We start from the raw sequence: 26081 nt of genomic DNA, 5'->3' as shown, positions 1-26081 counted from the left end.
CCCTTTCTTACTTATCAATCTACTCTTCCTACAAAAACGTTATATACCGTATAATCAAACTGTTCCCCTGGATTTAACGTCTCGTCCATTTTTAAAAGCGGTGCTGGCATCGCTTCTAACAAATAACGAATTAACACTGAGGCATTTTCATCATTTACAATATCCTCTGGAAATAGGAACGCTCCCTCATACAATTCTCGCTCTTGAACAACAATGTCTTCTCCTTTTGGCTCTAAAAGAAAAATAATCATATTATCACTAATCTCACCGCGTATCACGCCAGATCGTGCACCCATTATTCCTTTTACACTTGTGGCAATTCCTGTTTCTTCTAATACTTCACGCTGCACTGCTTGATCGATTGTTTCTCCTTCGTTCACAAAACCCGCAGGCAATGACCATTCCCCTTTTAATCCACCATATTTTTTCTTAACGACAAGCCATCTTCCATCTGCTGTGATAACGAGACCACTTACCGCTAGCCACACATTTCCTCGCTTACTCATCACTGCAAACCCCTTCCAATCAAACGAACAGAATATTCATTCTTTTCTTTCATTATACTATAAAGTGAAACTTCCGTCAGTGGGGTTTTACTGCCCGCGAATAGCGGGATAAAGCTTTCGAAAGGAGAATGTTGGGAAATGTGTACTCTTTGTGAAAGGTCTTTATTCACTTCGGAATATTCAGTAAAATAAAAATAAAAAAAGCAGAAACAGCTTACAGCCATTTCTGCTTTACATTACGTATTAAAATAACTTTAACTTACCTTTTTTAAGAACTAATAAAGGTCCGCCAAGCATGAATAGGTAACGGTTGTCGATTACTTTCTTCATGAATGAAGCTTTCCAACCAGTTAATTTTTTGCCCATTACAACGCCCATTGCATCGTCATGACCTAATGAACATACAGAACCTTTGTTATCGAATACAAACTTCTGCATTTCGCCTTTACCACGAACAAGAACAGCTAAGTTATGTGCAATGTTATAACCTTGTTGAATTGCAATTTGTGCTGTTGGTGGGTATGGACGGTTAATTTCTTCGTTAATGATTAACGCTGCATCACCAACCATGAATACTTCTTCATGACCTGGAGCGTGCATGTACTCGTCCACTTTTACACGGCCACGCATTGCTTCAAAGCCAGACTCTTCTACAATACCGTTACCGCGAACACCTGCAGCCCAAACTACAGTTGCAGATTTCAGTAATTCTACATCGTCACCGTTTGCAACAAGAATACCTTCTTCAGTTCCTTCTTTAATTGCTGTACCGATGCGGAATTCTACACCTTTTTTCTCTAATTGTTTTACAGCGTACTCAACTAGCTCTGGATCGAAACCAGGAAGCGCTGTTGGAGCAGCCTCAACACAGATGATGCGTGCTTTTTCGCGAGGAACATCATACTCTTTGCAAAGCTCAGGAACACGGTTTGCAAGTTCACCTACGTACTCGATACCTGTAAATCCAGCACCGCCGACAACAATTGTAACTAACTCGTCACGTTTTTCTGAAGCATATAAAGAGAACATATACTCCATATGCTCACGGATTTGACGAGTTGCATTAATGTTAGCGATAGAGAATGCATGCTCTTTTAATCCTTTAATACCAAACGTTTCAGATTCGAAACCAAGACCGATCACTAAGTAATCATACTCTAGCTCGCCATTCTTTAAGATAACGCGCTTTTCAGCTGCTTTAATTTCTACAACTGTGTCTTGTACGAAGTTTACTTTATTTGTGTCGATTACATCCTTGATGTCTAAGCGAACTTTGTCATGATGCAACGTACCAGCTGCACTTTCATGTAACCAAGTTGCTTGATAATGATAGCTGTTGTTATTTACTAATGTGATTTCAGCTTCACTTACAGATAATGTTTTTTGCAGACGAACAGTAGTAATCATTCCGCCATAACCTGCGCCTAGAACTACGATTTTTGGCTTCTTCACCCTAATCACAACCCTCTTCTTTATATAGATAGTAAAAATAATAAAAATAATGCTAAAACAATTTAAATGCTAAGAATGTAGACTTTCTCACAATCTAGACAAAATAAAAAAATTAATCTTCTTTATATAGATAGTAAAAATAGCAAAAATAATGCTAAAACAATTTAAATGCTAAGAATGTAGACTTTTTCACAATCTAGACAAAATAAAAAATTAAGTTTGAAAAATGTTACGAAATTTGTCACAAAAAATTAACACATTCACTTTCCTATATTAGTCGTTTTCTCTTTACTTTTCAAGCAGTTGTAGAATTATCAATATTTTAAAATAACGAGGTCTTTTTAAGTTTTTTCACATTCCCTTATTTGCTCAGAATTCAAGAGACAATTACTGTCTTCTCACCTTCAAATGTGAAATCATTATCTATAAATCTATTCAATTAACTACAGATGGTGATAATTACCAAATGATATGTACTTCACTTATTGGCTAGTTTTTCTTTTCTAACAAATCTATACGAAGTGTATACACAATTCAGTCGTTTTCTAACGCTTTTTTTATAAAATATGATATCATTTGTCTTGAGTGCGCTTGCACTCCGTTCACGGAAGTTCCGTATAACATACATACGAGTGTATATAGGAGAATCACGAAAAATTTCCTAATTATAGGGGGAGTAAACAGTGACAGAAAATCAAAAAGTATATGACATCACTATTATTGGTGGAGGCCCAACTGGACTATTCACAGCTTTTTACGGCGGTATGAGGCAAGCAAGCGTAAAGATTATCGAAAGCTTGCCACAACTCGGTGGTCAATTATCTGCATTATATCCTGAAAAGTACATATATGATATTGCAGGTTTTCCTAAAATTCGTGCACAAGAACTCATTAATAACTTAAAAGAACAAATGAGCAAGTTCGAACCAACTGTTTGTTTAGAAGAAGCTGTTCAAACGTTAGAAAAACAAGCAGATGGCGTGTTCAAGCTTGTAACAAATAAAGAAACACACTACTCTAAATCAGTCATCATTACAGCTGGAAACGGTGCGTTCCAACCACGCCGTTTAGAATTAGAGGATACAGAGAAATTCGAAAAAGCAAACTTACACTATTTCGTTGAGGATATGAATAAATTTGCTGGCAAACGCGTTGTCGTGTTTGGCGGCGGAGACTCTGCGGTAGACTGGACAATGATGTTAGAGCCAATCGCAGAAGAAGTAACAATTGTTCACCGTCGTGATAAATTCCGCGCACATGAGCATAGCGTTGAAACGTTAATGAACTCTCGCGCACAAGTAAAAACACCATACGTTCCAGTTGAACTGATCGGTGAAGAGAAAATTGAACAAGTTGTACTTCAACATGTGAAAACGGAAGAAAAAGTTGTCATTGATGTTGATGATGTCATCGTAAACTACGGCTTCGTATCTTCTCTTGGTCCAATTAAAGACTGGGGTTTAGATATCCAAAAAAACAGCATCGTTGTAAACTCTAAAATGGAAACAAACATCCCTGGTATTTACGCAGCTGGTGATATTTGTACATATGAAGGAAAAGTAAAACTAATTGCATGCGGATTTGGCGAAGCGCCAACAGCAGTAAACAATGCAAAAGCGTACTTCGATCCAAATGCGAAGCTGCAACCAATGCATAGTTCTAGCATGTTTTAATATAGGGCTGATCTCAAAAGGCACGTAAGTGCCTTTTGAGATCAGTCCCTTTTACGTGTCCGCCGAAATATCGGCGGAAGTGGTGCATTTATCGGCGCTATTTCTGATATATCGGCGCTTCGACATGATATAAAGTGAAACTTCCATCAGTGATGCTTTTCTCACTGATGGTTAGTTGAACCAATCGGGCTTTTACGGGCAATTTTCTTCCCCGCTCTTCTCCAGCTTTTACTGCCCGTTAATGCGGGATAAAGACCCTTCGACGATGTTCGACATGCGAGTAGCCGAGCCGCTGGAATTGGATAATATCGAAAAGTAGAAGGAAATCAAAAAGGAGCTGATTTAAAAACCCGCATTTAGCGGACTTTTAAATTAGCTCCTGAAAACATTTCAAGGTGTTCTATTTCTTCCACTTCAGAAGTAATGTTACCTTCTCTAACTACGTGGTCTTTTTTAGATTTATTGGTTGTTTTTCGACTCTTATCTTTTTCTAATTTAATTCCGTCATATCTTTCTGTTATTCCCGTTCTTCTCAAACCGATTAAATAGAAGTCTTTATTGAACTCAAACCCCAATGCTTTTCTGCCATTCTTAACAGCAACCGCAGCAGTAGTAAACGAACCAGAAAATGGATCTAAAACAATATCCCCCGGATTAGAAGAAGCTTTTATAATTCTTTCCAAAAGAGCTTCTGGTTTCTGAGTCGGATGATTTTCGTATTCTTCCATCTTAAATCGAACACGCGGAAATTCCCACACATTCCCAGGAACTTTTTCAGTACTATAAGGCTGTGGTGGATTCTTACGATAATCAATTAGTTTTCTTTTTGCACCCGTTTTTGCTTCAACTAAAATATCTTGAGCATTAAAAGTATAAGCTGCTTTAGAGTCCTTATTTACCATAAGAATGGGTTCATAAAGTGAACCGAACATTTTTTTAGACTGAACCCCTGAGCTATCGTATGTCCAAATAATTCTAGATAGTACATTGTAGTTTTCACTAATATAAACATCTAAGTAAGGCATGTATTGTGTTGCTGTCATAAAATAAAATGTTCCATTATCCTTTAACACACGGAAACATTCGTCAATCCATTGCTTGCACCAATTAATGTATTCATGAGTATTATCCCACTTGTCCTTATTATTACCAAAATCTTTCCCGATGTTGTAAGGAGGATCTGCAAATATTAAATCAATCGTTTTATCATTAACCTTCTTAAGTAGATCTACACTATCTCCCAATCCTACAAAGCTATCATTATTGTGAAGGTTTTCAAATTCCATATTTTTAAAAACTTTGTTCCACATTTATAATCACCTCATAATTTGTCAAACGGATAATTCATGGGCTAAACTATTTTAACATACAATAACAGTGCGACAAATCACAATAAAATACTGAATCCCACATATTAGATATATTCTTATATGTGGGATTCAGTATTTTATGTTTTAGGCGATATGCTATATTTGTGATGACCTCTAAACGACTTATGCAAATCAAGCTGTTATTATAAAAAACCAATCATAAAAGATATAAATTCCCAAATACGGTAAATATCTATATGAAATTTGAGCAAATATCAAAATAATTAGGTACTTAATCAATCAAAAGAATCATTCGAAAAATTAATCAACTTTTTTCGAAGTGTCTATTAATGGAACAGTTTAATATCAACCTACATTATCTTTTATTTCTAATAAGTCATTTAATAAACTGCTTATATTATTGTTGTGAAGTTGTAAAAGTTCATTTTGCACTTTTATATTTGGGATCATCATACCTTGAATACGAGCTATTTCAGAGTACTTAAATGTATTCCAAAGCTTATCTCTTTTTTGATCTACAGCTTTATTTTTTTCCATTATGATAAGTAACTTGTAAATGGTATCACCAAAAATATTTTTTGCTGCCTGTTCACACATTAACGTTTTAATAATTTTACCGTACGAAATAAATTTCCTATTTCCATAAAAAAGGGCAATATCGCCTTCATCAATTTTCTCCCAAAGCTTTTGATTTTTAGGGCTGTAGCGCATAGCCCATATCGATACAGAATCTAAAGAACTATCAACTTCTTGAATAGCTACTTTAATATTTTTGCCCAATTGATTAACTGATACTGGTTGTTCAACGGATTCTTGAAAATTTTTATAAGCTTCTGAACTACAAGCACTAAAACATATTATTTTTTGTTCCATACATTGATCACCTCTTACAAATAATTATGGTCAATTACTACCAAATATACACACTTGTACTATTACTGTATTGACTTAGTTACTTATCTTCACCATAATTATCCTTAAATTAGACATAGGAGTGGTTACTATCAGCCATTCTTCTTTGCTTTCTCTCAATCTTGAGGTGGGAGCCTTACTGCCCGTTAATGTAGGATAAACGAACTTTCGATCCAAATAATGCACAAGTTGATATTTATATTGCGTTAGTTTAAAGTGTAAAATAAGAAGATGCCTCGGCATCTTCTTATTTTTATGCTTCAAAAATCCGCTGGGCAAATTCTGCTTTTTTGAATACAATGGAAAAGTATCTGTATAGAAAAATTAGAAACTGTTAACAAAGATAAAAAGACATATGACAGAAAGGGATTCATATGGAGGAATTACATAAAAGTAAACTTGCTTCAAAAGAAATGGGAACACCTTTATTAAAAAATACCAATTTCCTCTTTCTTTGGGGCGCTACCCTATGTTCAAGCTTTGCCTTAGCATTTTTTACGTTTTCGCAAACGTGGTACATAGCAAAGACATTAAACTTAGAAGCATCACTTGGAATTGTATTTGTTGCCCTTAGTGTTCCGCGCCTGATCTTTATGATTATCGGCGGAGCCGTTGCAGACAAGTTCCAGAAAAAAACATCATGTTTTATTCTAATATTGTGCGTGCGCTTCTTGTAACGATCATTCTCATTTGGTTCATCATTGGGCACGTCACATTATACACATTTGCTTTCTTTGCGCTCTTCTTTGGTTTAGCTGATGCCTTTTTCTGGTCAGCTGATGGCTCTATCTTACCGGATCTCGTAGAGAAGCATCGCCTTACACAAGCAAATTCACTCACGCAAATGACAAACCAAGCATCCGTTATTCTTGGTCCTGTCCTTGGCGGGATACTAATTAAATTCAGTAATTATGAAACAATTTTTACGATAGTGATTTTATTATTACTTATTGCTGCCATACTCATCCAAAAAGTTCACACAAGTACAGTGCAAGAAGAAACAAATCCAAACAAAGGCATGTTCACTTCTATTAAAGAAGGCATCCTTTATGTGAAAGAATCATCATTTTTATCAACGTTTCTTATTTGCAGCGCCTTTTTGAATTTATTTTTAATTGGACCGATGCAAGTCGGTTTTCCGCTGTTCATTAAAGATGTGCTGCACGGTGACTCGCTCCACTTTAGTTACTTAGAAGCTGCTGTTGGTGGGGGAATGGCCATTGGTGCAGTTATCGTCGGGCTGCGAAATATTAATCGGCGACGCGGTTTATTTTGCATTATTATGATGCTGCTATCCGGTATTTTCTTCTTATCTATTAACTTTAGTACAACACTTTGGCAAGCAGTTCTGGCAGGCTGCTTTTACGGTATTTCAATCGCAATGGCCATCGTACCGTTAATGGCCATGATTCAATCAACTGTGAAAGAAGAAATGATGGGCCGAGTCATGAGCTTACTCATGTTATCATCGATGGGCTTTATCCCTATTTCGTATGCCCTTACCTCACTTGCACTAGCTGCCGGGATACCGATTGTCACGATTATGAAAAGCGGTGCAATTGCTGTCATTCTGTTTGTATTATTTATCGCCATTCGCGTTCCGACTGTGCGAAAATTTGATTAAAAGTAGAGAGTTATGCTTCATAAGCATGACTCTTTTCTTTTTTCACTTTCAAATGGATTATATAAAACAATCCCGCTGTTCCTCCTCACTGCCGCCCCCCACTCTAATGCGACATCTAAAAATAATGCCTGCATCGTACCATATAAAAGTGCACCAAAGTCTTTGCGAATCTCACCGTACTTATACGCCCTTACAACGCTTTTTGTCCGCCGAATGATTTGCATTTGTATATCATCATGCTTCATAATCTGTTCCCACAACAACCCTAGCTCAAATAAACCGCTCTTTTTATAAGCGAGTTCCACTTTACTCCAGGTAAAATTAATTGTTTGTGGATGACGAGACATTGGTGAAATCGCATCTACAAATCGCACTGGAATATCATGACGACAATACGTTTCGTCCATATCATACGTTTTTACTTTCTGTTGTATCTTTAAATTGTTTTCATAAACAATAGTTTCCGTTTCCTCATTCAACTGCTCCTTCTTACACTCTCCTGCACTCCCGTCATTTTCACATGCGGTCATTTGCATACGGTCACTCATGCGGTCAACTGCCTGTTTACAAAACACATACAAATTCGCACTATATCCCCCGCGCTTATATCTTTCCTTCGTGAACACACGTTTAATAATACTAAGCTGCTCAAGCTTTGCAACAGAACGTCGTACAGTCCGTACACTCTTCCCTATTTTCACCGCAATTGTTTCCATTAACGGACATGCAACACCAACCGTTTTTTGTTTTTCATTTATCGCATACCTTCCTAACAAACGAATCACGAGAAAATCTGTTTTATTCATATGAGCTTGGTACCGCGTTAAAATTTGATTTTGATATGTATTAAACTCTTCTTTACTTTGAAACTCGCTATATTCTTTCATTAACTCATACAGTTTACTCATATTTATCACCCCTGTTTATCCCGCTATTCGCGGGCAATCCCCCCACTGATGGAAGTTTCACTGTATAAATAAGAGGAAAAACATAAAAGTGGCGAAAGATTTTGTTGTATGATGAAAGTAAATCTATCAAACTGAGGTGAAAATATGATCGTAATCAGTGCATGCTTAGCTGGAATTGCTTGTCGTTATGACGGAAATGATAATCTCGTTACAAAGATTCAAGAACTGCTAGAAAAAGAAGAAACGATTCTTATTTGTCCGGAAGTATTAGGCGGATTGCCAACACCTCGTACACCTGCCGAAATTGTCGGTGGAAACGGTGACGATGTATTGAACGGAACTGCAAAAGTAATAGACCAAAACGGAAATGATGTGACGGAAATCTTTATTGCTGGGGCCTATGAAGCATTACATCAAATCAAAGACTTAGACCCTGAGTATATTATTCTGAAAGAACGCAGTCCATCTTGCGGAAGTTCCGTTATTTACACAGGAGAGTTTAACGGAAAAAAACAAGATGGTTACGGCGTTACAACTGCCTTATTCAGACGACATGGTTTTACGGTGATTTCGGAAGATGATTTTATACGAACGTAAGAAGAGTGAAGAAATCAAACGATATGAACAAGAAAATGAAGAAATCGTTATAGAAGATAAAAACATTTGGACACAGAACTTAAGAATGACATTTATCATACCGTGAGGTATATATGTTCAAAGGAGTGTAATCATTATGTACCCTTATTGGCAATCCAATTATTTCACATATGATATACCTTATGTAAGTTGGGATCCACAATCTGCGTTTTCAATGGCACGAAATTACCGTATCAGTAAAAATGAAGTTGATTTAAAAAGCTATATGCGCTCACTATGGGAACAGCATGTCGCTTGGACAAGGCTGGCCATCATTAGCATTATTTTTAATTTACCAGATGTTAACGTTACTATTACACGACTCCTTAAAAACGCTCCGGATATGGGTAATTTACTCAAACCTTTCTACGGTCAAAATGCAGCTACAAAATATAGTAATTTGATAAAAGATCACTTAGTAATCGCCGCAGACCTTGTCAAGGCAGCAAAAGCCGGCGATCAAAACGCTACCTCAATCGCAGAGAAAAAATGGTACACCAATGCAGACCAAATTGTTGAATTCATAAGCAGCATAAATCCTCATATACCTAAAGAAAAATTTAGGAAAATGTTTTATGAGCATCTAGCATTGACTAAAGCTGAGGCAGTATCCATGCTAAAGAAAGATTATCAATCAGGTGTGCAATTGTATGACAAAATTGAGAAAGAAGCCTTAGAAATGGCAGATGCGCTTACTGAAGGAATAGTAAAGCAGTTCCCTCAAGTATTTCAGTGAAAGAAAAAACCAGCCATTATGAGGCTGGTTTTGTAATTATATAACGTTGTTCAATTCGTTGTTCAATTCGTTCCAATTCTTGTTTATCATTAAGTATCTTTTTTTTATTTTCTTGCACTAATTCTTTAAATGATTTACTGAGTAATTTACGGTGCCTTCTTGTCATAATCATTCCTCCTTATTTTCATTGGAATCAAAGATGCAGAATGAAAAATACAACCACAAAATTTCTCGCTCTTTGTAAAAAATTGTCTTAATTTGTCGAAAAATTCGACTTACCTAAATAATACTATAACTTTTGATTTTTCAAACGTTGTTTATTTGAACGTTATGTGAAAAATTATTTTTCCCAAGTTACCATTAATTATCTGGGAATTTTTTAAAAATCTTATGTTAACTAATCATGTAGGAAATATGCCTTCTGTTAAAGTCTTGCAGAAGCTTTTTTTAATAAAGTGAAACTTCCATCAGTGGGGGCTTCATCCCCCACTGACGGTTAGTTGAACCAATCGAGCTTTTACGGGCAGTTATCCCCCCTATCTTCTTTGCTTCTCTCTGAATCTTGAGGTGGGGGTCTTACTGCCCGCGAATAGCAGAATAAATGAAAAAACCAGCCATTATGAGGCTGGTTTTTTATTTATATGACGTTGTTCAATTCGTTGTTCAATTCGTTCCAATTCTTGTTTATCATTAAGTATCATTTGTTTATTTTCTTGCACTAATTCTTTAAATGATTTACTGAGTAATTTACGGGTTTTTTTTGGCATAATCATTCCTCCTTATTTTCTTTGGAATCAAAGATATAGAATCAAAGATATAGAATGAAAAATACAACCACAAAACTTCTCGTTCTTTGTAAACATTTGACTTTATTTGTCGAAAAATCAACCTTAATTAAATAATAATCTAATTTTTTAGATTTTTCAAATATTTTTTCAAACGTTATGTGAAGAATTATTTTTCCATAATTACTATTGTCATCTGAAATTTTTTGCAAACATGTTATATTAACTAACCATGTGTGGAATATGCATTCTGTTAAAGTCTTACAGAAGTTTTTTTAATAAAACGGAAATGCTAAGACAAAAAAAGCCGCTTCACACGGCCTTTTTAGCTGAAGATCTTTATTTCGATTCCTTTCTACCAACCAAAATAGATAGGCCAGATAAAAGGATAAGAATACTTACGCATACAATAGAGTTAATTATATTGCCTGCGTTGAACAAGAAGAAAATAAAAATAATTGCCAAGGCAGCTGCTGCAAACAAGGTGCTGTATGGAAAGAACCACACGCGAAAATACGGCATTTTAGGATACTGTTTACGCAACTTGAATTGCGCAAGGCAAATGCTAGTCCAAATGAGCAAAACAGTAAAGCCCGGGATAGACATCAAATAGCCAAAAACATGCTCTGGCGTAAGGAACGCGATAAAAGCTCCAATTAATAAACCAGTGCAACTGACAAGAACTCCCCAGATAGGAACACCGCGCTTAGTAAGACGCGAGAATAAAGCAGGAGCTTCTTTATTTTGCGCTAGAGAGTACAAAATACGGGAAGTAGCATACATTCCTGAATTGGCAGCCGACAACACAGCGGTCAATAAAATAAAGTTCATAATATGTGCTACACCTTGTAATCCGGTTGCAGAGAAAACCTGTACGAAAGGACTGCCTTGCTTTCCTACTTCGTCCCAAGGGATAAGTCCAGTGATGATAAGAATAGGTAATGTGTAAAATAAAACTACTCGGAACATGACCCCTTTTATTACTCTAGGAAGCGTCTGTTCCACGTTTTTCGTTTCTGTTACAGTTAATCCAATTAATTCTGAACCTCCGAAAGAAAAGACAACTATTAAGAGTGCTGTGAAAATACTTCCCAATCCTTTTGGAAAGAATCCGCCGTGACTTGTATAGTTTGTAAAATATGCTGCTTCATGATTTGGAATGAAGCCAAATAATAAGGCAAAACCAAGCAAAATAAATAAAACAAGAGTAATAATTTTGAAACTCGCAAGCCAAAACTCTATTTCACCGTAAAGTTTGACGCTAAACAAATTGATAAGAAGAAGAAGCGCAGTACATGCTAGACTAAGCAGCCATAAAGGAGCGGATGGAATCCAATATTGTAAAAAGCTCCCCCTGCCAAAACCTCAACAATAATAACTAAAATCCAGTCGACCCAGTAGAGCCAACCAATGACAAAGGCGAAACGAGAACCGAAAGCTTTTTGAATCATCCCTTGAATGTTTAAACCAGGATAAGCAATAGCCATTTCCGCTATTGCACTCATAACAATGAGAAGAAGAAATCCTGCAAATAAATAAGAAAAAACGATGCCGGGTCCTGCAGCTGAAATTGTATCTGCACTTCCTTTGAAAATTCCTGTCCCAATCATCCCGCCTATTGCCATAAGCCTGATGTGACGCGGTTGCAGTTCGCGTTTCAATTGTTGTTGTGCCATGTCTAATCCCCCTTTAGTAATAAAATAGAAACAAAGTTAGTATCTTTTTCTTAAAAGTGATTACGTAACATCACTAATTGCTGCATAGTTCTTCCTAGGTGATTTAATATTTAAACTATACAATAATCCTTTTGATTTTGGCATATTTTTTTGAAGCGTATGTTGAGAGAATATGGGGGTGCAAAACAAAAAAATAGTGACGATTTTTTCATCGTCACCTCTGCATCATTTTTTTCTATTTAGGACTGTTTTTGAGTATCTGAATGTTTTTATCTCTTTCTCCGCCATCGGAAAGCTCCTCTGAAAATTCATGATCTGCTTTCTTTCCTAACAGCAATTCAGATGACCGAATTGTGCTGGCTGGCAAATTATTATTCGGTGCCGCCTGTTCATTCCATTTTCCCATCAAAATCACCTCTTTTTATTAGTATTAGAATGCTGCCATGATTTTATTAGAAATCACCAAAAAAACGCTTGAACGAATCCAAGCGTTTTTCATTTATAGCGAATTAGATAACCATTTGATTAAATCCTCAATAGGCTTCTTTAGCAGCTTCTCATATTCGATTGAATACTCATATCTCGATACTAAAAAGTTGCATTAGCACTCTTCAGGTTTACCAGCATTCGTCGCTGTGCGGAAAGATGATCCGCAGCCGCACGATGCGATTGCGTTCGGATTATCGATTGTGAATCCGCCGCCAAGCATAGATTGTTTATAATCGATTTTTACTCCTTTTACAATCGGAGCACTTTCTTTATCAATAACAAATTCAACACCGAAAAATTCAAGAACTGTGTCGTCTTCTTTTGGTTCTCTTTCAAATCCTAAGCCGTAAGAAAGACCGCTGCATCCACCGCCGTGCACTGCAAGGCGAACGTATTTCTCTCCATCTTCGGCATCTTTTAACATATCTTTAATTTGATATGCCGCTTGTTCTGTTACAGTAATCATAGAATCCACCTTCCTTTCTTCTTTCGTTCTATTATACATCTTTACTCTTCAATCTTATAATAATATACACCGCTGCAAGTGACTTCTGCAGGACCATTCATTAAAACTGTTCCTTCTTCTGTCCACGTAATCATTAAATCCCCGCCTGCTAAATGAACAGTGATTTCTTGCCCGCGCTTCATCTTTCCATTCAAGATTGCAGCTACAACTGCGGCACATGCTCCTGTTCCACACGCTTGTGTAATACCAGAACCGCGTTCCCATACACGGAAATGCATTTCATGATGATTCAGAACTTCAATAAATTCTACATTCACACTTTCCGGAAACATCTCATGTGTTTCCAGCACAGGTCCTAATGTTGTAAGCGGCGCTTCGTCAATATCATCAACAAAAATAACAGCATGCGGATTTCCCATTGAGACAGCTGTAAATGCATAGCGGTGATTGCTGTAAAGGAAATCTTCACGAATAAATGGTGTTTCTCCTTCACCTAACATCGGTAAATCCGTGCGTTTTAATCGCGGCGCACCCATATCAATTGTAGCGGAAGTTACAATTCCATCTTCAACTACTACTTCTGCTGTAACAATTCCTGCTAGCGTTTCAATTGTAAAAACAGTCTCTTCTACTAATTTATGCTCATATGCGTACTTTGCAACGCATCGCAGTCCATTCCCGCAGCTTTTTCCTTCTGAACCGTCTTTATTAAAAATACGCATCTTTACAGGAGCAACGTCAGATGGACAAATTAGAATCATTCCGTCAGAACCAATCCCAGTATTCACATTTGACACTTTTTCAGCAACTTTCGCTAGATGCTCTTCCGCAATTTGCTCTTCAAACATATTCACATAAATATAATTATTTCCAAGACCATGCATTTTCGTGAAAGAAAGTTGTTCCATATTGGTTCACTCCAAAATTTTTTATTGTTATAAGTATAAAATGAGCGCTTTTGGAAAACAATAAGAATGTCCCCCGTTTCTCATATTCAACGACAATTTTGGCGTAACAAAGTCGTGCTTGCACGTATCGTGTAAGAAAAAAGCCCTTCAACAAAGGGCTTTCTTTTTTTATATGCATACCAACGATTGCTGTACTTGTTAGCTTGTTCCTTCGAGATGGTTTTATGCGTTTATCCTTTCCTTTTATTCACATTAAATGAAAAAGACGCTGCCACGTTGCAACGCCTTAAAACATTGGATTTTCATCTAAATAATCGTATATGTTTTTCACAAGTTCTTCTGGTGTTTCGCCTTTTACAACTTCACCGTTCACAAGTGCATACGGCCCTTCAAAACAAATGCCGCAATAACCAAGACAACCATACTCAATCACATCTAAATTCGGATCTTTCTCTAGTTGTTCCCTTGCCTTTTGCGCACCACTTGCAAGGTTGCCAACACAAAATTCAATTAACGGTTTAATCACCCTTATTCCCCCCTACATCTATATATTAACCCTTGTTTTATAACAGTAAAACTAAGATGTTGTATAAATCGAGCTGAAACGACTAAAATTTTCAATCGTTTTATGCGTTAATCCTTAATAAAAAGCACTTTTCGGTCGAAAACTGCAACATTCTACAATTTTTTCACAAATCGCCCCACTTTTCTTCTTATTGTACAACAGATTATGCATTCATACATTGTTATTTGCTTCTGAATTCGATATAATTTGAGTGGGTAAAGTCAAAATATTTTTGTAATATAAAAACTTTTTATAATTAGGGGATATTTCAACAGAAAAGGGGTAATCCATCATGAAGCACCTCGTAATACTTGGTGGGGGCTACGGTGGAATGAGAGTTTTACAGCGTCTTCTTCCGAGCAACCAACTTCCGGATGATGTTCAAGTGACATTAATCGACAAAGTGCCGTATCACTGTTTTAAAACAGAATACTACGCATTAGTAGCAGGAACGATTTCTGAAACGCATATTCGCATTCCATTTCCAGAACATCCACGACTTAATATTCAATACGGGACGATAACTAATGTTGATTTAGAAAACAAAGCCGTTCATCTTGATGACGGTGAAATTGTGAATTATGATGACTTAATTATTGGACTTGGTTGTGAAGACAACTATCACAACGTTCCAGGAGCGCAAGAACATACGTATAGCCTTCAATCCATTGAACAAGTTCGTCAAACATATCAACAACTAAACGGTTTAGAGCCACACGCAACAGTTGCTGTTGTAGGAGCTGGACTAAGCGGTGTTGAAGTAGCAAGTGAACTTCGTGAAAGCCGTCCAGACTTAAACATTTATTTATTTGACCGAAAAGATCGCATTCTTTTCCCATTCCCAGAAAAATTAAGTAGATACGTGGAAGAGTGGTTTTTGAAACATAATGTTACAATCATTCGCAACTCAAACATTACAAAAGTGGAGCCAAATATTGTGTATAACCACGATGAACCACTTGAATGCGACGCAATCGTATGGACAGCTGGCATTCAAGCAAGTGAGGTTGTTCGTAATCTACCTGTCGAGCACGATAATAGCGGTCGTGTTGTATTAACAAAATATCATAATATTCCAGATTATGAGAATGTATATGTGTTAGGTGATTGCGCTGCGTTGCCGCACGCACCATCTGCTCAGCTTGCAGAAGGACAAGGCGAGCAAATTGTCCAAATATTATTAAAACGTTGGAATAATGAAACATTACCAGAAGAACTACCTGTTATTAAATTAAAAGGTGTTCTTGGTTCTCTCGGTAAAAAACACGGCTTCGGTTTACTCGCAAATCAGCCGTTAATGGGCCGCGTACCTCGCCTTTTAAAATCAGGTATTCTTTGGATGTATAAGCATCATAATGGTTAAGCAAAAAACAAGAGCCGCCATGCAGCTCTTGTTTTTTTATTACCTATATACATTAGAGACGATTTCAATGAAAGCACACAAAAGCATGAACTTCTTTTATCTCGCTATTCGCGGGCAGTATCCCCCCACTAATGGAAGTTTCACTTTATTTTCCCCACTTCTTCTTACATTCCTCTATTCCAAATAACAAATATTGCTTCGTCATCTCAGCACGTCTCCATCTCGATAAGGACGGTTTCATTCCTCCTTTGTGACGAATTCGATATACGTCTTGCAGCAGCGGTTCCCATTGCTTAAAAGATTGCATCACGTATTGCAGCCCTTCATCTTTAGAAACAATCCGTTCCGCCTCTAACGTGTATATGATACGTCCCATTGTCACAACTGCAAACTCCACCCATTCTGTAGATAAAAATAAATACGGACGCTTTACTTTCTCACTCCAATATTGTTCCACATTGTATTTCATTGTGTTCACAACATCATTCCACGTGATTGCATACGGAAGTTCGTTTACTTGTTTACCCCACACAGTAATACCTTGATTTTTTAATGTCCACCACGTCACAGAATTAATATCCCAATGCCCTTCATTCATTTTTCCGTCTGAACAATATAAATACGGTGACATTTCATGATTTTGCTTTCCTAAATCAACAAGCGGAATATACATACCGTCCATTCGCTTACCAAGATCATGTTTATAAAGTTTCTTATGTAGTTCACGTATCTTCACTTTCTCTACTTCACTCACTTGTTCTGTCGTCACCGTTACAAAATCAACATCACTCGTTTCCAAATGAAAAGCTCCTAATGCTAATGAACCATACAAATACACGCCAACTAGTTTTTCCTTAGAAACGATTTCCTGAAGTCCATTCACATACTGCTCTAATAAGACCTTTACTTCTTCTGGTACAAAATGCTCCGTTACGATACCCATAAGTATACCCCTAACGCAGCTGCCACATTTGGAATCGCTGCAAACACATTCGTTTTAGCAGATTGAAAACGGGATTCTTTTCGCCTTGGCTTTGCTGAAGAAAATGTCCCCCGCGCTCCTAAAATGAATCCATCTATACAAAGAAATGCTGCACTAGCTAAGAAAAAGAGGCTCAGCCAACCTGCTAACGAGTAAATCATCGCTGCATCTCCTTCCATATAGGCAATACCGCTGACTGCAAAAAGCCCTATACTCCCTATTACAAAGCCCTTCTTCATCTCATCCACCCCTTCAAATACAGAAAAAGCCCTTGCGATTCGTAGTCTACGTTGCAAGAGCTCTGTGAGTTATAAGTTATATTATAAATATTTCTCAATTTCTTCGTATACATCCTTTAAGCGAGGATTGCCTTCTCCGACAATCTCATTATTCACAAGAACAACAGGATAAAATAAGTCTTCTTCAATCACACGCTCAGCAAAAGCTCGTTTTTCTTCCTCTTCTTGCTGCTCGTGAATGTCCACATATTCAAAATGAAATTTCTCTTCTTGTCCTTCATACTTTCGTCCAATTGCTGCTTGCAGCCATTCATACGTTTCTGTTGATGACGGCATCCCAACGCAGCTAGCACACACAACTTTCGCCCCGTAAACGCTAACTTTTATCATATTTTCTCCCCCATTCGCACATACATTTTTTTCTGCATCTTATTGTCACATATAAGAAGGAATTCTCTATAAACTATTTTGACAACATCAGAAAGATATTAAAAATAGATTTTCCCCTGTATCTTGATTATAATAAAACTAATGAAAGGAGTCGATAAAAATGGAAAACGAAAACTTACACGAACAAGTAGTAGAAGTATTAGATAAATTACGTCCATTCTTACTTCGCGATGGCGGTGACGTAGAATTAGTAGATATTGAAGACGGTATCGTTAAATTACGCCTTCTAGGTGCTTGCGGCAGCTGCCCAAGTTCTACAATCACATTAAAAGCTGGTATCGAACGCGCACTTTTAGAAGAAGTACCAGGCGTAATCGAAGTAGAACAAGTATTTTAAGCTAAAGAAAAGAGACCCACTATGGTCTCTTTTTTCTAAATTACATATTATGTTAACCAATCCAGCTTACGAATTCCTAACTTATCAACAGGTAAACGAATAAGATCATAAAAGCGCTGAAGAAATTGTTCCGATTGATCTACCCGCTGTAAAATGGTTTCTAGCCGATCTTGATATACATATTTCTGCGTCTCGCTTCCAGTTAAGTAATACCCTTCAATTGTTTCAAAGTAATGAAGAGGAAAGAGCAGACGCGCAAATAGCAGCCGCCATCCAAAAGAAGATAATGGATAGTTACGTTCATAGTCGGTTACAAATTGAGCAATTTCTTCTTCCCAGTTTGCTCTTTTTTCAAAAGAAACGTGACGGACCCACTCTGCTAAGTCGCGGCTTGGATGATCGTATACCCAATCAACAGGCAGCTTTAATCGCTTCGTTTGCTGCCAAAGTAATGGCGTAAATCGTTCCTGACAAATCGTTGCGGCGTCAGCGCGTTGAGGAACATCATCAATTTCTGTATCCATTACATATTGAATCGCATTTTCGGCAAGACCTAAATAGTAAGGGAATGATTCGATAAATAATTGTTCAAACATGTCAGTAGGGTGACTTACTATTTTTGATTGCCAAAAGCGTTCGAGCTGATCTAATCGTTTTTCCCACAGCGCCTTCCATTCACCAATTCGGCTGAGATGTTCAATATCATCAGAATAGAATGCTCCGCGCTTATGAAATAACGATAGCTCGCTTCCTGAAGACATTACATTGCGCTCTAACATACGCATTCCTTTCAGCAAACAATAATTTGTATCTTCTATCTCGCTAACATAATAACCTTGTATGTTTGGAACAAACGTCGCAACTGTAATATCGCCTTGCTGATTCATATAATCACTTAACTTCTTCATTTCAAAAGCTCTTCTTCTTGCAAGTTTCCCGTAGCAAGAAGCACATAAGTTTTATTTCGAACCCAAAAGCTTTTATAGGGACCGAGGGTTGTAAATTCTTTAACGTGTATATGATAATGCTCATAAATATGTTGAATCATCGTACTCGCCACCTATATTTTTTCTATATATATATGAGCTTCTGATTAACTTTCATTCCTATGCACATAGTACACCTATACGTATACAATATTAAAAAGAAAAAAAGGTGATAATCATGACACAACGAAATGAACTACAAGAAAGAGCATTACACTTACTACAAGAACGCGGTGTAACAATTGACGATATTGCAGACCTCGTTCATTTTCTTCAAAAAAATATCATCCCAATTTAGCAATGGAAGAGTGTCGTTATAACGTAGAACGCGTCTTATCCAAACGCGAAGTGCAAAATGCACTCATTACAGGAATTGAGCTGGACGTCCTTGCCGAAAAAGGGTTGTTAAGCGCTCCTCTTCAAGACATCATACATCGTGACGAAGGATTATACGGTGTAGATGAAGTCGTTGCCTTATCTATCGTCAACGTATACGGTTCAATCGGTTTCACAAACTTTGGCTATATTGATAAATTAAAACCAGGTATTTTAGAATATTTAAATGACAAATCCACAGGTAAAGTTCATACATTCCTCGATGATATCGTCGGAGCAATTGCCGCTGCTGCATCCAGCCGTTTAGCGCATAGAGCTGCACATGCTGAATAGTACAAAAACAGGAAAAACCAACTTCTTTAAGCTGGTTTTTCTTATTTGTTTTTACATTCCGCCGCGTCATACTCCATAAGTAAAAATTCCCTTCCCCTGCTCATGAAAGAAGTCTTCTTTTGAAAACCTGCTTTCATATACAGAGCGATTGCACGCTCATTAAAAGTAGCTACGCTTAAACGGATTTTCTCTGGTCTAAATTGCTCGTTCGCAAACTGCAGTCCAGCTTGTAAAAAAGATATCCCCAATCCCTTTCCAGTTAACGCCGGTTTCATTCCAAGCCCAATATCCACAACACACTCACCTGTGTATAACTTTGCCTCTCTTCCGCCCGGCACTTGTGCGTTATCCCCAAAACAAAAATAACCGACGATTTCATTACGCTTATTACGAACGCCATAATATGTACCGTCCAACAATTCCTCCAGCGTTTCAGACGCTCCGGTAAAACTATATAATTCATACGGCGCATCATATTGCCATACATTTATTTCTTGCGCTTCTTCTAACGTAAGTGTATGAATGTTCATTTGTACGTTCACCGTCTCTTTCCTTGTACAAATTCGCTCACGCTAGGAAAACTCCTGTTTCTTAATCTGTAAGAAGCATCTTCTTTGACTTCCTAATACAATGTAACTACAATTGTTACAAAATATGTTTTGTTTACACTTTTGGACATATTACTAACATATCCACAGACAGGAGGAATTGTAATGAAACATTTAATCGTTTATGCACACCCGAATCCACAAAGCTTTAATCATGCAATTTTAGAAACATTTCAAGGACAGTTACAAGAAAAAGGACATGAAGTACGTGTTCGCGATCTATATGCGATAAACTTCAATCCTGTATTAGCTGCCGATGATTTCATTTCCTTTTCACAAGGAAATACGCCGGCTGATATTAAGGCAGAACAAGAACATATTACGTGGGCAGATGTGATCACATTTATTTATCCAGTTTGGTGGGCAGGCCTTCCCGCTATCTTAAAAGGGTATGTAGAACGTGTATTTAGCCAAGGATTTGCTTTTACATACGGTCCAAATGGTGTTGATAAATTTTTAACAGGTAAAAAAGGGGTATTATTATCCACAATGGGCAATTCAAAAGAGAATTACGATGCAGGCGGTATGTTTGAAGCAATGAAGAAAACAACTGATGCAGGGATTTTTGATTTTACTGGTATTGAAGCAGTAGAGCACGCTTTCTATACGAGTGTTCCTTCTGTGGATAACGAAGTGAGAACACAATACCTTGAAGAAGTGAAAGAACTAGTGAATCGTTTGTTTTAACGAAAATCCACCTTGTGAAGGTGGATTTTTAATTTCCAATAATTTTAGGGATATATCTTTGCAGGACTTCTTCTAACTCTTTTATATCTTCACTTCTAATAAATCCACTTTTCTATACTACTCTCTTGCGGAGATGCCCCTTTACGAACATTTTATAGCCTTTTCCTTCTTCGACTATAAGCTACTGTATAAATGGTTGCTCCAATTAATATGGTAACAATAAAAACAAGTAGTAAATTACTATACAAGTACGCTTTAGCATTTTGTATAGTGGAAAGTAACGGATATTCTAGAATATGTTTTGTTAACAACCCACCAACAATAGCCATCCCTAATCCCTCCGCTAAGAAGCAGGCGAAGTTGAGAAATCCCATACCTGCGCCGATTTCCTTCGGCCCCAGAGCATCCGCAACACTCGTAGAAATTACTGTTTTAACGAAGGAAAGTCCACCAAACATTAGAATCAACATACCTGAAACTAACCATGGTTTTTGATCTGCAAATAATGAAATGATAAGAAAGCTCGCAATAATGAAAAATGAGCCAATCCATAGAACAAACGTAGTTCCTCGTTTATCAACCAGGCTACCACCAACTATACCGAATAACATCACACTAATAGTTCCTGGGAATATAACCCACCCAATCATACTTGCAGACAGTTGGTGTACATCTCTCATCATATAAGGAATCATTGATATACAACCTGCCACAGTACCTAGCAGAATACAAGCAGTTAGAACTCCCAATATGAACTTTTGATTTATAAATAATCGTGGTTCTATAAAAGGCGATTCAGCCTTGTGTATATGCAAAGCGAATCCTGCAAACAACACAAAACTAACCGACAAATACAACCAGTTATATTGCGTTGTATATATAGTAAATGTGACAATCCCACAGGACAGTAACGCTAATCCCCAAGTATCTATCCTCTCTCCCTCTGTGGATTCATTAGGAAGTTCTTTTAAAAAAAGGGGATAGTGAAAAGTGTCAGCATCGGAATCAGAAAAAGAAATGGCCACTGTACATAATGGGCAACCGTCCCGCCAAGAGCTGGACCTATTCCTTCTCCCATAGCTACCAACGAGCCGATTATACCAAATGCTTTACCACGATTCTCTGATTTCACGTAGCGTGCAACGATTACCATAATAAGCGCCGGCACTGATGATGCACCAACACCTTGAATAAAACGCGCAGCAATTACAGCAAAAAAATTAGAATGTGCCAACACACCTAAAAGTGACCCACCACTATAAGCTAGCAGACCGAAAACAAGTAATTTCTTCACACCATATTTATCACTTATTGTTCCGTACGTGATTGACCCAATAGCAAATGAAAGCATAAAACTTGTATTTACCCAGTTAGCCAAAGACGGTGATATACCAAGGTCTTTCGCGATATCAGGTAAAACTACATTAAAAACCATTTCGTTCAATACGCTGAAGAAAGCAAGAAAGCCAAGCCATAGAAAAGCCTTCTTTACATCACTAAATACATAATTCGATAAATCGGTTACTGTAGTTGATATATTACTATTCTTTAATTCTTGTAAATCTTTTTCCACTAGGATGATACCCCCATATTAAAGGGGAACCACGCAGTTTATAGGGTAAATGATGCGTTTTCCCCTTAAATTTGTACCCCCATCATTTTTGTGCACTTCATAAATACGCCTCCTTATCACATTTGTTCCATATTATACCATTCACCTGTTCAGCAAGGAAGGAATAAAACTTCACACAATTCGACCATATATATCACCAGAACGAACTTTTTTGTTATAAAAAAATAGGCAACCTTTTACGATTGCCTATCTCTTCTTACATCTTCTCAATCCACTCTGTTAAACTGTGGACAACATGCGTTGGCTGCACATCATATTCTGTTAATTTTTCCACAGATGTGACTCCTGTGTGGACAAGAAGCGTATCCATCCCCGCATTCATACCAGCTAAAATGTCCGTATCGTAGTTATCCCCAACCATTAACGTTTCTTCTTTCGTTGTACCAAGCACTTTTAGAGCCTGTTCCATAATAATGGATTCCGGTTTACCAATGAAAATTGGATTTACTGTTGTGGATACTGTTACAACGGATGTTAAGGAACCGTTCCCTGGTAATAAGCCGCGTTCTGTCGGAATCGCAATATCAGCGTTTGTTGAAATGAATGTTGCCCCGTTTCGAACAGCTAAGCATGCTTTTGCTAGCTTTTCGTATGTAACTTCGCGATCTAATCCAACGACGACAAAATCCGGATTACTATCCACAAGTGTGAATCCTTTTTCCACAAGGGCATCGCGTAAGCCTTCTTCTCCAATCATATATACAGAAGCATTTTGCTTTCTTTCATATATAAAGTTCGCTGTTGCCATGCTTGTTGTAAATACTTGTTCTGCGCTAGCCGGAATATCAAACTGCACAAGCTTGTCTGCAACTTGCTCTGGTTTACGCGTTGAGTTGTTCGTAACAAATAAATATGGTAAGTTACGCTCTTGCAGCGCCTTTACAAAATCACTTGCCTCTTCAATTCGTTCTTCGCCTCGATACATTGTTCCGTCTAAGTCAATTAAATAGCCTTTATACATAGGTGCCACTCCTTCTTGATACATACTCTCCTCTTATCGTATCCTTTTTCCCAAAAGAAAAAAACGCTTTTTCAAAAAGCGTCCCATAATGTTCATTTTTTTTCTATTATTTGATACGAACAGAAGCAATCTCCATCACACATATTAGATAATACTTTCACATCAGCATCTGGCAACAGTGTATTATACATGTTTTTCTCATCATGACAAATTTGCGGAAATTTTTCAGCTACCTCTATTAACGGACAATTTTGCTTTTGTAATAGGAAGGAGCGCTCACTTTCTTGCTGCACACGCACCATATAACCATTTTTCTCTTGCATGACTGCAATTTCTTTTAATCGTTCTACTGTTGTTTCTTTTCGATTTATACGGTTTGCCAATTGTTCTTCCATACGGTTCGTACGTGCCCTTAAAAGCTTCTTAACGAGTTCCTCATCGCCAATATGTAGCAAGTCTTCTAACATTTCGACTGCAAACTGCTTATATTGTTTCGGAAACAAGTCTTCTCCTTTCGTACTTAAACGATAGACATACATCGGTCTCCCGACATGTTGACGCACCATCTTCGTTTCAATCAACTCTTCCTTTTCAAGCCTACTTACATGACGACGCACTGCCATCTCCGTGATTTGCAATGCTTCCGCTAATACCGCAACAGTCTGTTCTCCCCTTACTTTCAAAAGCTGAAGAATTTCTTCTTTTGTAGAACGTGCTGCTTCCCCCATTTCTCTACCTTCTTCCTTTTATCAAGCTCTAATGAACAAAGTAAATCACAGTCCATTAGAGCCACATGAATTCATCCCGCTATTCGCAGGCAGTAAAACCCCCACCTCAAAATTCTGAAAAAACAAAGAAAAGAGGTGGGGACTGACTGTTGAGAGCTTTCCATCAGTGGGGATGAATCCCTCACTGATGGAAGTTTCACTTTACTCTCCTGCAAATGCAGATACAGGACCAAGTTCTTGCTCCAAATAACGGCGAATATTAGCAGGATATTGTTTGATCATATCAATATGTTTTTGTACTGTATCATACACTTCTGTATGGTTCATATTTACATACTCCTGCACAATCATTTTACGAAGACGAACGACTTCTTTTAAACGCTCTCCTTCTTCATTCGTAACCACTTTTTCATCCATTAAAATATCAATAATATCTTCATAACTACCTGGATCACGCATAATAAATCCATCAATCATGGCATTGCCTACGTCTAAAATACAATCAATCATAAGATGTGCCATGCGCTCTAATGCATATTCATCAAGCGCTCCGCGGTACTCTTGTTTTGTTTGAAATGCTGCAACAACTTTCTCTAAACACTGTAACATTTGTTCAATTTTTTTACGGTCTACAAAGTACATATATGTCACCTACCTGGAAATTAAAGCATTTTCATTCCCAATTGTACCCCTTTATTCGAAAAAAATCGACAATTTTTCGAATTCACCTTTTTCCCATTCTTTGTTATAGTTATACGTGTATGATTTTCGGAATTGGAGAATTGGAGGAATGGCACCATGGAACGTGAACTCGCATTAGAAATTGTCCGTGTAACAGAAGCAGCAGCCCTTGCATCCGCACAATGGATGGGCCGCGGTAAGAAAAATGAAGCAGATGATGCTGCAACAACTGCAATGCGTACGATGTTTGACTCTGTGAACATGGCAGGCACTGTTGTGATTGGAGAAGGAGAACTTGATGAAGCACCAATGCTTTACATTGGTGAAAAGCTTGGAACAGGAAACGGCCCAGAAGTAGATATCGCTGTTGATCCATTAGAAGGAACAAATATCGTAGCAAAAGGTCTTGCAAACGCAATGGCTGTTATCGCTGTCGCTGATAAAGGAAACCTTCTACACGCTCCTGATATGTACATGGAAAAAATCGCAGTTGGTCCAAATGCAGCTGGTAAAATTAGCTTAGATGATCCAATTGAAAAGACAATTGAAATTGTAGCCGAAGCAAACAATAAAAAAATTCGTGACTTAACAGTTATCATACAAGAGCGTGAACGTCATCAAGACATCATCGAACGAGTACGTACAAAAGGTGCACGTGTAAAATTATTCGGTGACGGTGATGTTGGTGCATCTATCGCAACAGCGCTTCCTGGAACAGGAATCGACTTATTTATCGGTACTGGCGGTGCTCCGGAAGGCGTTATCTCTGCTGCTGCACTCAAATGTCTTGGCGGAGAAATGCAAGCACGTCTCGTTCCAATGAATGAAGAAGAAGAAGCACGTTGCCATGCCATGGGCTTAGAAGACCCACGTCAACTTCTTATGCTAGATGATTTAGTATCCGGTGACGATGCAATCTTCTCAGCAACAGGTGTATCTGCTGGCGAGTTATTAGATGGTGTGAAATTCCTTGGCGGAGATTTAGCAGAAACATATTCTATCGTTATGCGCTATAAAACAAGAACAGTGCGCTTTATTAAAACACACCACCATTTAGATCATAAACCACACTTAAATTTAGATATTTAAA

24 protein-coding genes and 6 pseudogenes are annotated in these 26081 nt (G+C 37.6%); 9 read left to right on the top strand and 21 right to left on the bottom strand.

What is annotated here, in order from left to right:
- Nucleotides 1-14 precede the first annotated feature (14 nt).
- A complete protein-coding gene (locus ACEWFJ_RS03950) occupies nucleotides 15-506 on the bottom strand; it encodes an NUDIX hydrolase (protein ID WP_098309258.1) in 492 nt (163 codons plus the stop codon).
- Between the two features lie 243 nt (nucleotides 507-749).
- Nucleotides 750-1958, bottom strand: coding sequence for an NAD(P)/FAD-dependent oxidoreductase (locus ACEWFJ_RS03945; protein WP_098309259.1), 1209 nt, complete (start codon nucleotides 1956-1958; stop codon nucleotides 750-752).
- Between the two features lie 683 nt (nucleotides 1959-2641).
- On the opposite strand from ACEWFJ_RS03945, the gene ACEWFJ_RS03940 reads away from it, so the two are divergent.
- On the top strand, nucleotides 2642-3631 hold the full coding sequence (locus ACEWFJ_RS03940) for an NAD(P)/FAD-dependent oxidoreductase (RefSeq protein ID WP_440603036.1): 990 nt from the start codon (nucleotides 2642-2644) through the stop codon (nucleotides 3629-3631).
- 356 nt (nucleotides 3632-3987) lie between these two features.
- Here the strand turns inward: ACEWFJ_RS03940 and yhdJ are convergent, their stop codons facing one another.
- Together yhdJ and ACEWFJ_RS03930 are read right to left on the bottom strand one after the other, a co-directional pair.
- Nucleotides 3988-4941: an adenine-specific DNA-methyltransferase gene (gene yhdJ, locus ACEWFJ_RS03935; protein ID WP_473690548.1), complete on the bottom strand. Its 954-nt coding sequence runs from the start codon at nucleotides 4939-4941 to the stop codon at nucleotides 3988-3990.
- Between the two features lie 366 nt (nucleotides 4942-5307).
- A complete protein-coding gene (locus ACEWFJ_RS03930) occupies nucleotides 5308-5835 on the bottom strand; it encodes a hypothetical protein (RefSeq protein ID WP_473690546.1) in 528 nt (175 codons plus the stop codon).
- Between the two features lie 413 nt (nucleotides 5836-6248).
- Here ACEWFJ_RS03930 and ACEWFJ_RS03925 point away from each other — a divergent pair.
- Nucleotides 6249-7498 (top strand): annotated as a pseudogene (locus tag ACEWFJ_RS03925) (MFS transporter).
- Between the two features lie 17 nt (nucleotides 7499-7515).
- On the opposite strand, the gene ACEWFJ_RS03920 reads toward ACEWFJ_RS03925, so the two are convergent.
- Nucleotides 7516-8406 (bottom strand): helix-turn-helix domain-containing protein, encoded by an 891-nt coding sequence (locus tag ACEWFJ_RS03920; protein WP_473690544.1) that lies wholly within the window; start codon nucleotides 8404-8406, stop codon nucleotides 7516-7518.
- 144 nt (nucleotides 8407-8550) lie between these two features.
- Here ACEWFJ_RS03920 and ACEWFJ_RS03915 point away from each other — a divergent pair, with 144 nt between their 5' ends.
- Together ACEWFJ_RS03915 and ACEWFJ_RS03910 are read left to right on the top strand one after the other, a co-directional pair.
- Nucleotides 8551-9003 (top strand): 2-thiouracil desulfurase family protein, encoded by a 453-nt coding sequence (locus ACEWFJ_RS03915; RefSeq protein ID WP_473690542.1) that lies wholly within the window; start codon nucleotides 8551-8553, stop codon nucleotides 9001-9003.
- Between the two features lie 136 nt (nucleotides 9004-9139).
- Nucleotides 9140-9778, top strand: a complete 639-nt coding sequence (locus ACEWFJ_RS03910) for an acetylglutamate kinase (RefSeq protein WP_473690540.1) — start codon at nucleotides 9140-9142, stop codon at nucleotides 9776-9778.
- 16 nt (nucleotides 9779-9794) lie between these two features.
- On the opposite strand, the gene ACEWFJ_RS03905 is transcribed toward ACEWFJ_RS03910, so the two are convergent.
- The 7 genes and pseudogenes from ACEWFJ_RS03905 to ACEWFJ_RS03875 form a co-directional block, all read right to left on the bottom strand.
- Nucleotides 9795-9944: an FbpB family small basic protein gene (locus tag ACEWFJ_RS03905; RefSeq protein ID WP_473690538.1), complete on the bottom strand. Its 150-nt coding sequence runs from the start codon at nucleotides 9942-9944 to the stop codon at nucleotides 9795-9797.
- A 451-nt stretch (nucleotides 9945-10395) separates the two neighbouring features.
- Nucleotides 10396-10551: an FbpB family small basic protein gene (locus ACEWFJ_RS03900; protein ID WP_098309268.1), complete on the bottom strand. Its 156-nt coding sequence runs from the start codon at nucleotides 10549-10551 to the stop codon at nucleotides 10396-10398.
- A 351-nt stretch (nucleotides 10552-10902) separates the two neighbouring features.
- Nucleotides 10903-12239: pseudogene (locus ACEWFJ_RS03895) on the bottom strand (amino acid permease).
- Nucleotides 12240-12474: 235 nt separating this feature from the next.
- Nucleotides 12475-12645, bottom strand: a complete 171-nt coding sequence (locus tag ACEWFJ_RS03890; protein WP_195933862.1) for a hypothetical protein — start codon at nucleotides 12643-12645, stop codon at nucleotides 12475-12477.
- 195 nt (nucleotides 12646-12840) lie between these two features.
- Nucleotides 12841-13194, bottom strand: a complete 354-nt coding sequence (locus ACEWFJ_RS03885; protein WP_473690535.1) for a HesB/IscA family protein — start codon at nucleotides 13192-13194, stop codon at nucleotides 12841-12843.
- 41 nt (nucleotides 13195-13235) lie between these two features.
- Nucleotides 13236-14102: a diaminopimelate epimerase gene (gene dapF, locus ACEWFJ_RS03880; protein ID WP_473690533.1), complete on the bottom strand. Its 867-nt coding sequence runs from the start codon at nucleotides 14100-14102 to the stop codon at nucleotides 13236-13238.
- 286 nt (nucleotides 14103-14388) lie between these two features.
- Complete coding sequence (locus tag ACEWFJ_RS03875; RefSeq protein WP_098308736.1) at nucleotides 14389-14628, bottom strand: YuzB family protein; 240 nt, start codon at nucleotides 14626-14628, stop codon at nucleotides 14389-14391.
- 331 nt (nucleotides 14629-14959) lie between these two features.
- Between ACEWFJ_RS03875 and ACEWFJ_RS03870 the strand changes: the two genes are divergently transcribed.
- Complete coding sequence (locus ACEWFJ_RS03870; RefSeq protein WP_473690531.1) at nucleotides 14960-16030, top strand: NAD(P)/FAD-dependent oxidoreductase; 1071 nt, start codon at nucleotides 14960-14962, stop codon at nucleotides 16028-16030.
- 145 nt (nucleotides 16031-16175) lie between these two features.
- On the opposite strand, the gene ACEWFJ_RS03865 is transcribed toward ACEWFJ_RS03870, so the two are convergent.
- From ACEWFJ_RS03865 to ACEWFJ_RS03855, 3 genes are all read right to left on the bottom strand, one after another.
- The gene (locus ACEWFJ_RS03865; protein ID WP_473690529.1) at nucleotides 16176-16973 is read right to left on the bottom strand and encodes a nucleotidyltransferase domain-containing protein; all 798 of its coding nucleotides are present in this window, start codon (nucleotides 16971-16973) and stop codon (nucleotides 16176-16178) included.
- Nucleotides 16961-17251 carry a hypothetical protein gene (locus tag ACEWFJ_RS03860; protein ID WP_473690527.1) on the bottom strand — a complete coding sequence of 97 codons (291 nt, stop codon included), beginning with the start codon at nucleotides 17249-17251 and terminating at the stop codon, nucleotides 16961-16963. Before ACEWFJ_RS03860 ends, ACEWFJ_RS03865 begins: the two co-directional genes overlap by 13 nt.
- 81 nt (nucleotides 17252-17332) lie before the next feature.
- Complete coding sequence (locus tag ACEWFJ_RS03855; protein WP_230574713.1) at nucleotides 17333-17641, bottom strand: YuzD family protein; 309 nt, start codon at nucleotides 17639-17641, stop codon at nucleotides 17333-17335.
- A 178-nt stretch (nucleotides 17642-17819) separates the two neighbouring features.
- On the opposite strand from ACEWFJ_RS03855, the pseudogene ACEWFJ_RS03850 reads away from it, so the two are divergent.
- Nucleotides 17820-18038, top strand: a pseudogene (locus ACEWFJ_RS03850) (NifU family protein); the annotation flags it as partial.
- A 47-nt stretch (nucleotides 18039-18085) separates the two neighbouring features.
- On the opposite strand, the pseudogene yutH reads toward ACEWFJ_RS03850, so the two are convergent.
- Nucleotides 18086-19086 (bottom strand): annotated as a pseudogene (yutH, locus tag ACEWFJ_RS03845) (spore coat putative kinase YutH).
- 116 nt (nucleotides 19087-19202) lie between these two features.
- Between yutH and ACEWFJ_RS03840 the strand changes: the two are divergent.
- Nucleotides 19203-19693 (top strand): annotated as a pseudogene (locus tag ACEWFJ_RS03840) (phosphatidylglycerophosphatase A family protein).
- A gap of 41 nt (nucleotides 19694-19734) precedes the next feature.
- On the opposite strand, the gene ACEWFJ_RS03835 reads toward ACEWFJ_RS03840, so the two are convergent.
- Nucleotides 19735-20223 (bottom strand): GNAT family N-acetyltransferase, encoded by a 489-nt coding sequence (locus ACEWFJ_RS03835; protein ID WP_473692343.1) that lies wholly within the window; start codon nucleotides 20221-20223, stop codon nucleotides 19735-19737.
- A 183-nt stretch (nucleotides 20224-20406) separates the two neighbouring features.
- Between ACEWFJ_RS03835 and ACEWFJ_RS03830 the strand changes: the two genes are divergently transcribed.
- Nucleotides 20407-20988 (top strand): NAD(P)H-dependent oxidoreductase, encoded by a 582-nt coding sequence (locus ACEWFJ_RS03830; RefSeq protein ID WP_473690524.1) that lies wholly within the window; start codon nucleotides 20407-20409, stop codon nucleotides 20986-20988.
- Between the two features lie 152 nt (nucleotides 20989-21140).
- Here ACEWFJ_RS03830 and ACEWFJ_RS03825 read toward each other — a convergent pair.
- The 4 genes and pseudogenes from ACEWFJ_RS03825 to hepT all read right to left on the bottom strand — a co-directional run bounded on the left by ACEWFJ_RS03825 (nucleotide 21141) and on the right by hepT (nucleotide 24952).
- A pseudogene (locus ACEWFJ_RS03825) lies at nucleotides 21141-22525 on the bottom strand (MFS transporter).
- A gap of 292 nt (nucleotides 22526-22817) precedes the next feature.
- Nucleotides 22818-23582, bottom strand: a complete 765-nt coding sequence (locus ACEWFJ_RS03820; protein WP_473692341.1) for a TIGR01457 family HAD-type hydrolase — start codon at nucleotides 23580-23582, stop codon at nucleotides 22818-22820.
- 92 nt (nucleotides 23583-23674) lie between these two features.
- Nucleotides 23675-24310, bottom strand: coding sequence for a helix-turn-helix transcriptional regulator (locus ACEWFJ_RS03815; RefSeq protein ID WP_429706806.1), 636 nt, complete (start codon nucleotides 24308-24310; stop codon nucleotides 23675-23677).
- 201 nt (nucleotides 24311-24511) lie between these two features.
- Nucleotides 24512-24952 carry a type VII toxin-antitoxin system HepT family RNase toxin gene (hepT, locus tag ACEWFJ_RS03810; protein WP_098308800.1) on the bottom strand — a complete coding sequence of 147 codons (441 nt, stop codon included), beginning with the start codon at nucleotides 24950-24952 and terminating at the stop codon, nucleotides 24512-24514.
- 156 nt (nucleotides 24953-25108) lie between these two features.
- Between hepT and glpX the strand changes: the two genes are divergently transcribed.
- Nucleotides 25109-26080, top strand: coding sequence for a class II fructose-bisphosphatase (gene glpX, locus ACEWFJ_RS03805; RefSeq protein WP_473690521.1), 972 nt, complete (start codon nucleotides 25109-25111; stop codon nucleotides 26078-26080).
- Nucleotide 26081 lies beyond the last annotated feature (1 nt).

It is taken from the genome of Bacillus sp. EA-CB0995 (assembly GCF_055814245.1).
This window is presented reverse-complemented; position numbering and strand designations above follow the sequence as displayed.

Excerpts from the sequence above, each read along its gene's own strand:
- ACEWFJ_RS03870 (WP_473690531.1), top strand. The coding sequence starts at position 14,960 with ATGAAGCACCTCGTAATACTTGGTGGGGGCTACGGTGGAATGAGAGTT.
- ACEWFJ_RS03930 (WP_473690546.1), bottom strand. The coding sequence starts at position 5,835 with ATGGAACAAAAAATAATATGTTTTAGTGCTTGTAGTTCAGAAGCTTAT.
- ACEWFJ_RS03820 (WP_473692341.1), bottom strand. The coding sequence starts at position 23,582 with ATGTATAAAGGCTATTTAATTGACTTAGACGGAACAATGTATCGAGGC.
- ACEWFJ_RS03915 (WP_473690542.1), top strand. The coding sequence starts at position 8,551 with ATGATCGTAATCAGTGCATGCTTAGCTGGAATTGCTTGTCGTTATGAC.
- ACEWFJ_RS03890 (WP_195933862.1), bottom strand. The coding sequence starts at position 12,645 with ATGGGAAAATGGAATGAACAGGCGGCACCGAATAATAATTTGCCAGCC.
- yhdJ (WP_473690548.1), bottom strand. The coding sequence starts at position 4,941 with ATGTGGAACAAAGTTTTTAAAAATATGGAATTTGAAAACCTTCACAAT.
- ACEWFJ_RS03815 (WP_429706806.1), bottom strand. The coding sequence starts at position 24,310 with ATGGGGGAAGCAGCACGTTCTACAAAAGAAGAAATTCTTCAGCTTTTG.
- ACEWFJ_RS03830 (WP_473690524.1), top strand. The coding sequence starts at position 20,407 with ATGAAACATTTAATCGTTTATGCACACCCGAATCCACAAAGCTTTAAT.
- hepT (WP_098308800.1), bottom strand. The coding sequence starts at position 24,952 with ATGTACTTTGTAGACCGTAAAAAAATTGAACAAATGTTACAGTGTTTA.
- ACEWFJ_RS03885 (WP_473690535.1), bottom strand. The coding sequence starts at position 13,194 with ATGATTACTGTAACAGAACAAGCGGCATATCAAATTAAAGATATGTTA.
- ACEWFJ_RS03910 (WP_473690540.1), top strand. The coding sequence starts at position 9,140 with ATGTACCCTTATTGGCAATCCAATTATTTCACATATGATATACCTTAT.
- ACEWFJ_RS03835 (WP_473692343.1), bottom strand. The coding sequence starts at position 20,223 with ATGAACATTCATACACTTACGTTAGAAGAAGCGCAAGAAATAAATGTA.
- ACEWFJ_RS03900 (WP_098309268.1), bottom strand. The coding sequence starts at position 10,551 with ATGATTATGCCAAAAAAAACCCGTAAATTACTCAGTAAATCATTTAAA.
- ACEWFJ_RS03855 (WP_230574713.1), bottom strand. The coding sequence starts at position 17,641 with ATGATAAAAGTTAGCGTTTACGGGGCGAAAGTTGTGTGTGCTAGCTGC.
- ACEWFJ_RS03920 (WP_473690544.1), bottom strand. The coding sequence starts at position 8,406 with ATGAGTAAACTGTATGAGTTAATGAAAGAATATAGCGAGTTTCAAAGT.
- ACEWFJ_RS03905 (WP_473690538.1), bottom strand. The coding sequence starts at position 9,944 with ATGACAAGAAGGCACCGTAAATTACTCAGTAAATCATTTAAAGAATTA.
- dapF (WP_473690533.1), bottom strand. The coding sequence starts at position 14,102 with ATGGAACAACTTTCTTTCACGAAAATGCATGGTCTTGGAAATAATTAT.
- glpX (WP_473690521.1), top strand. The coding sequence starts at position 25,109 with ATGGAACGTGAACTCGCATTAGAAATTGTCCGTGTAACAGAAGCAGCA.
- ACEWFJ_RS03860 (WP_473690527.1), bottom strand. The coding sequence starts at position 17,251 with ATGAAGAAGGGCTTTGTAATAGGGAGTATAGGGCTTTTTGCAGTCAGC.
- ACEWFJ_RS03950 (WP_098309258.1), bottom strand. The coding sequence starts at position 506 with ATGAGTAAGCGAGGAAATGTGTGGCTAGCGGTAAGTGGTCTCGTTATC.
- ACEWFJ_RS03865 (WP_473690529.1), bottom strand. The coding sequence starts at position 16,973 with ATGGGTATCGTAACGGAGCATTTTGTACCAGAAGAAGTAAAGGTCTTA.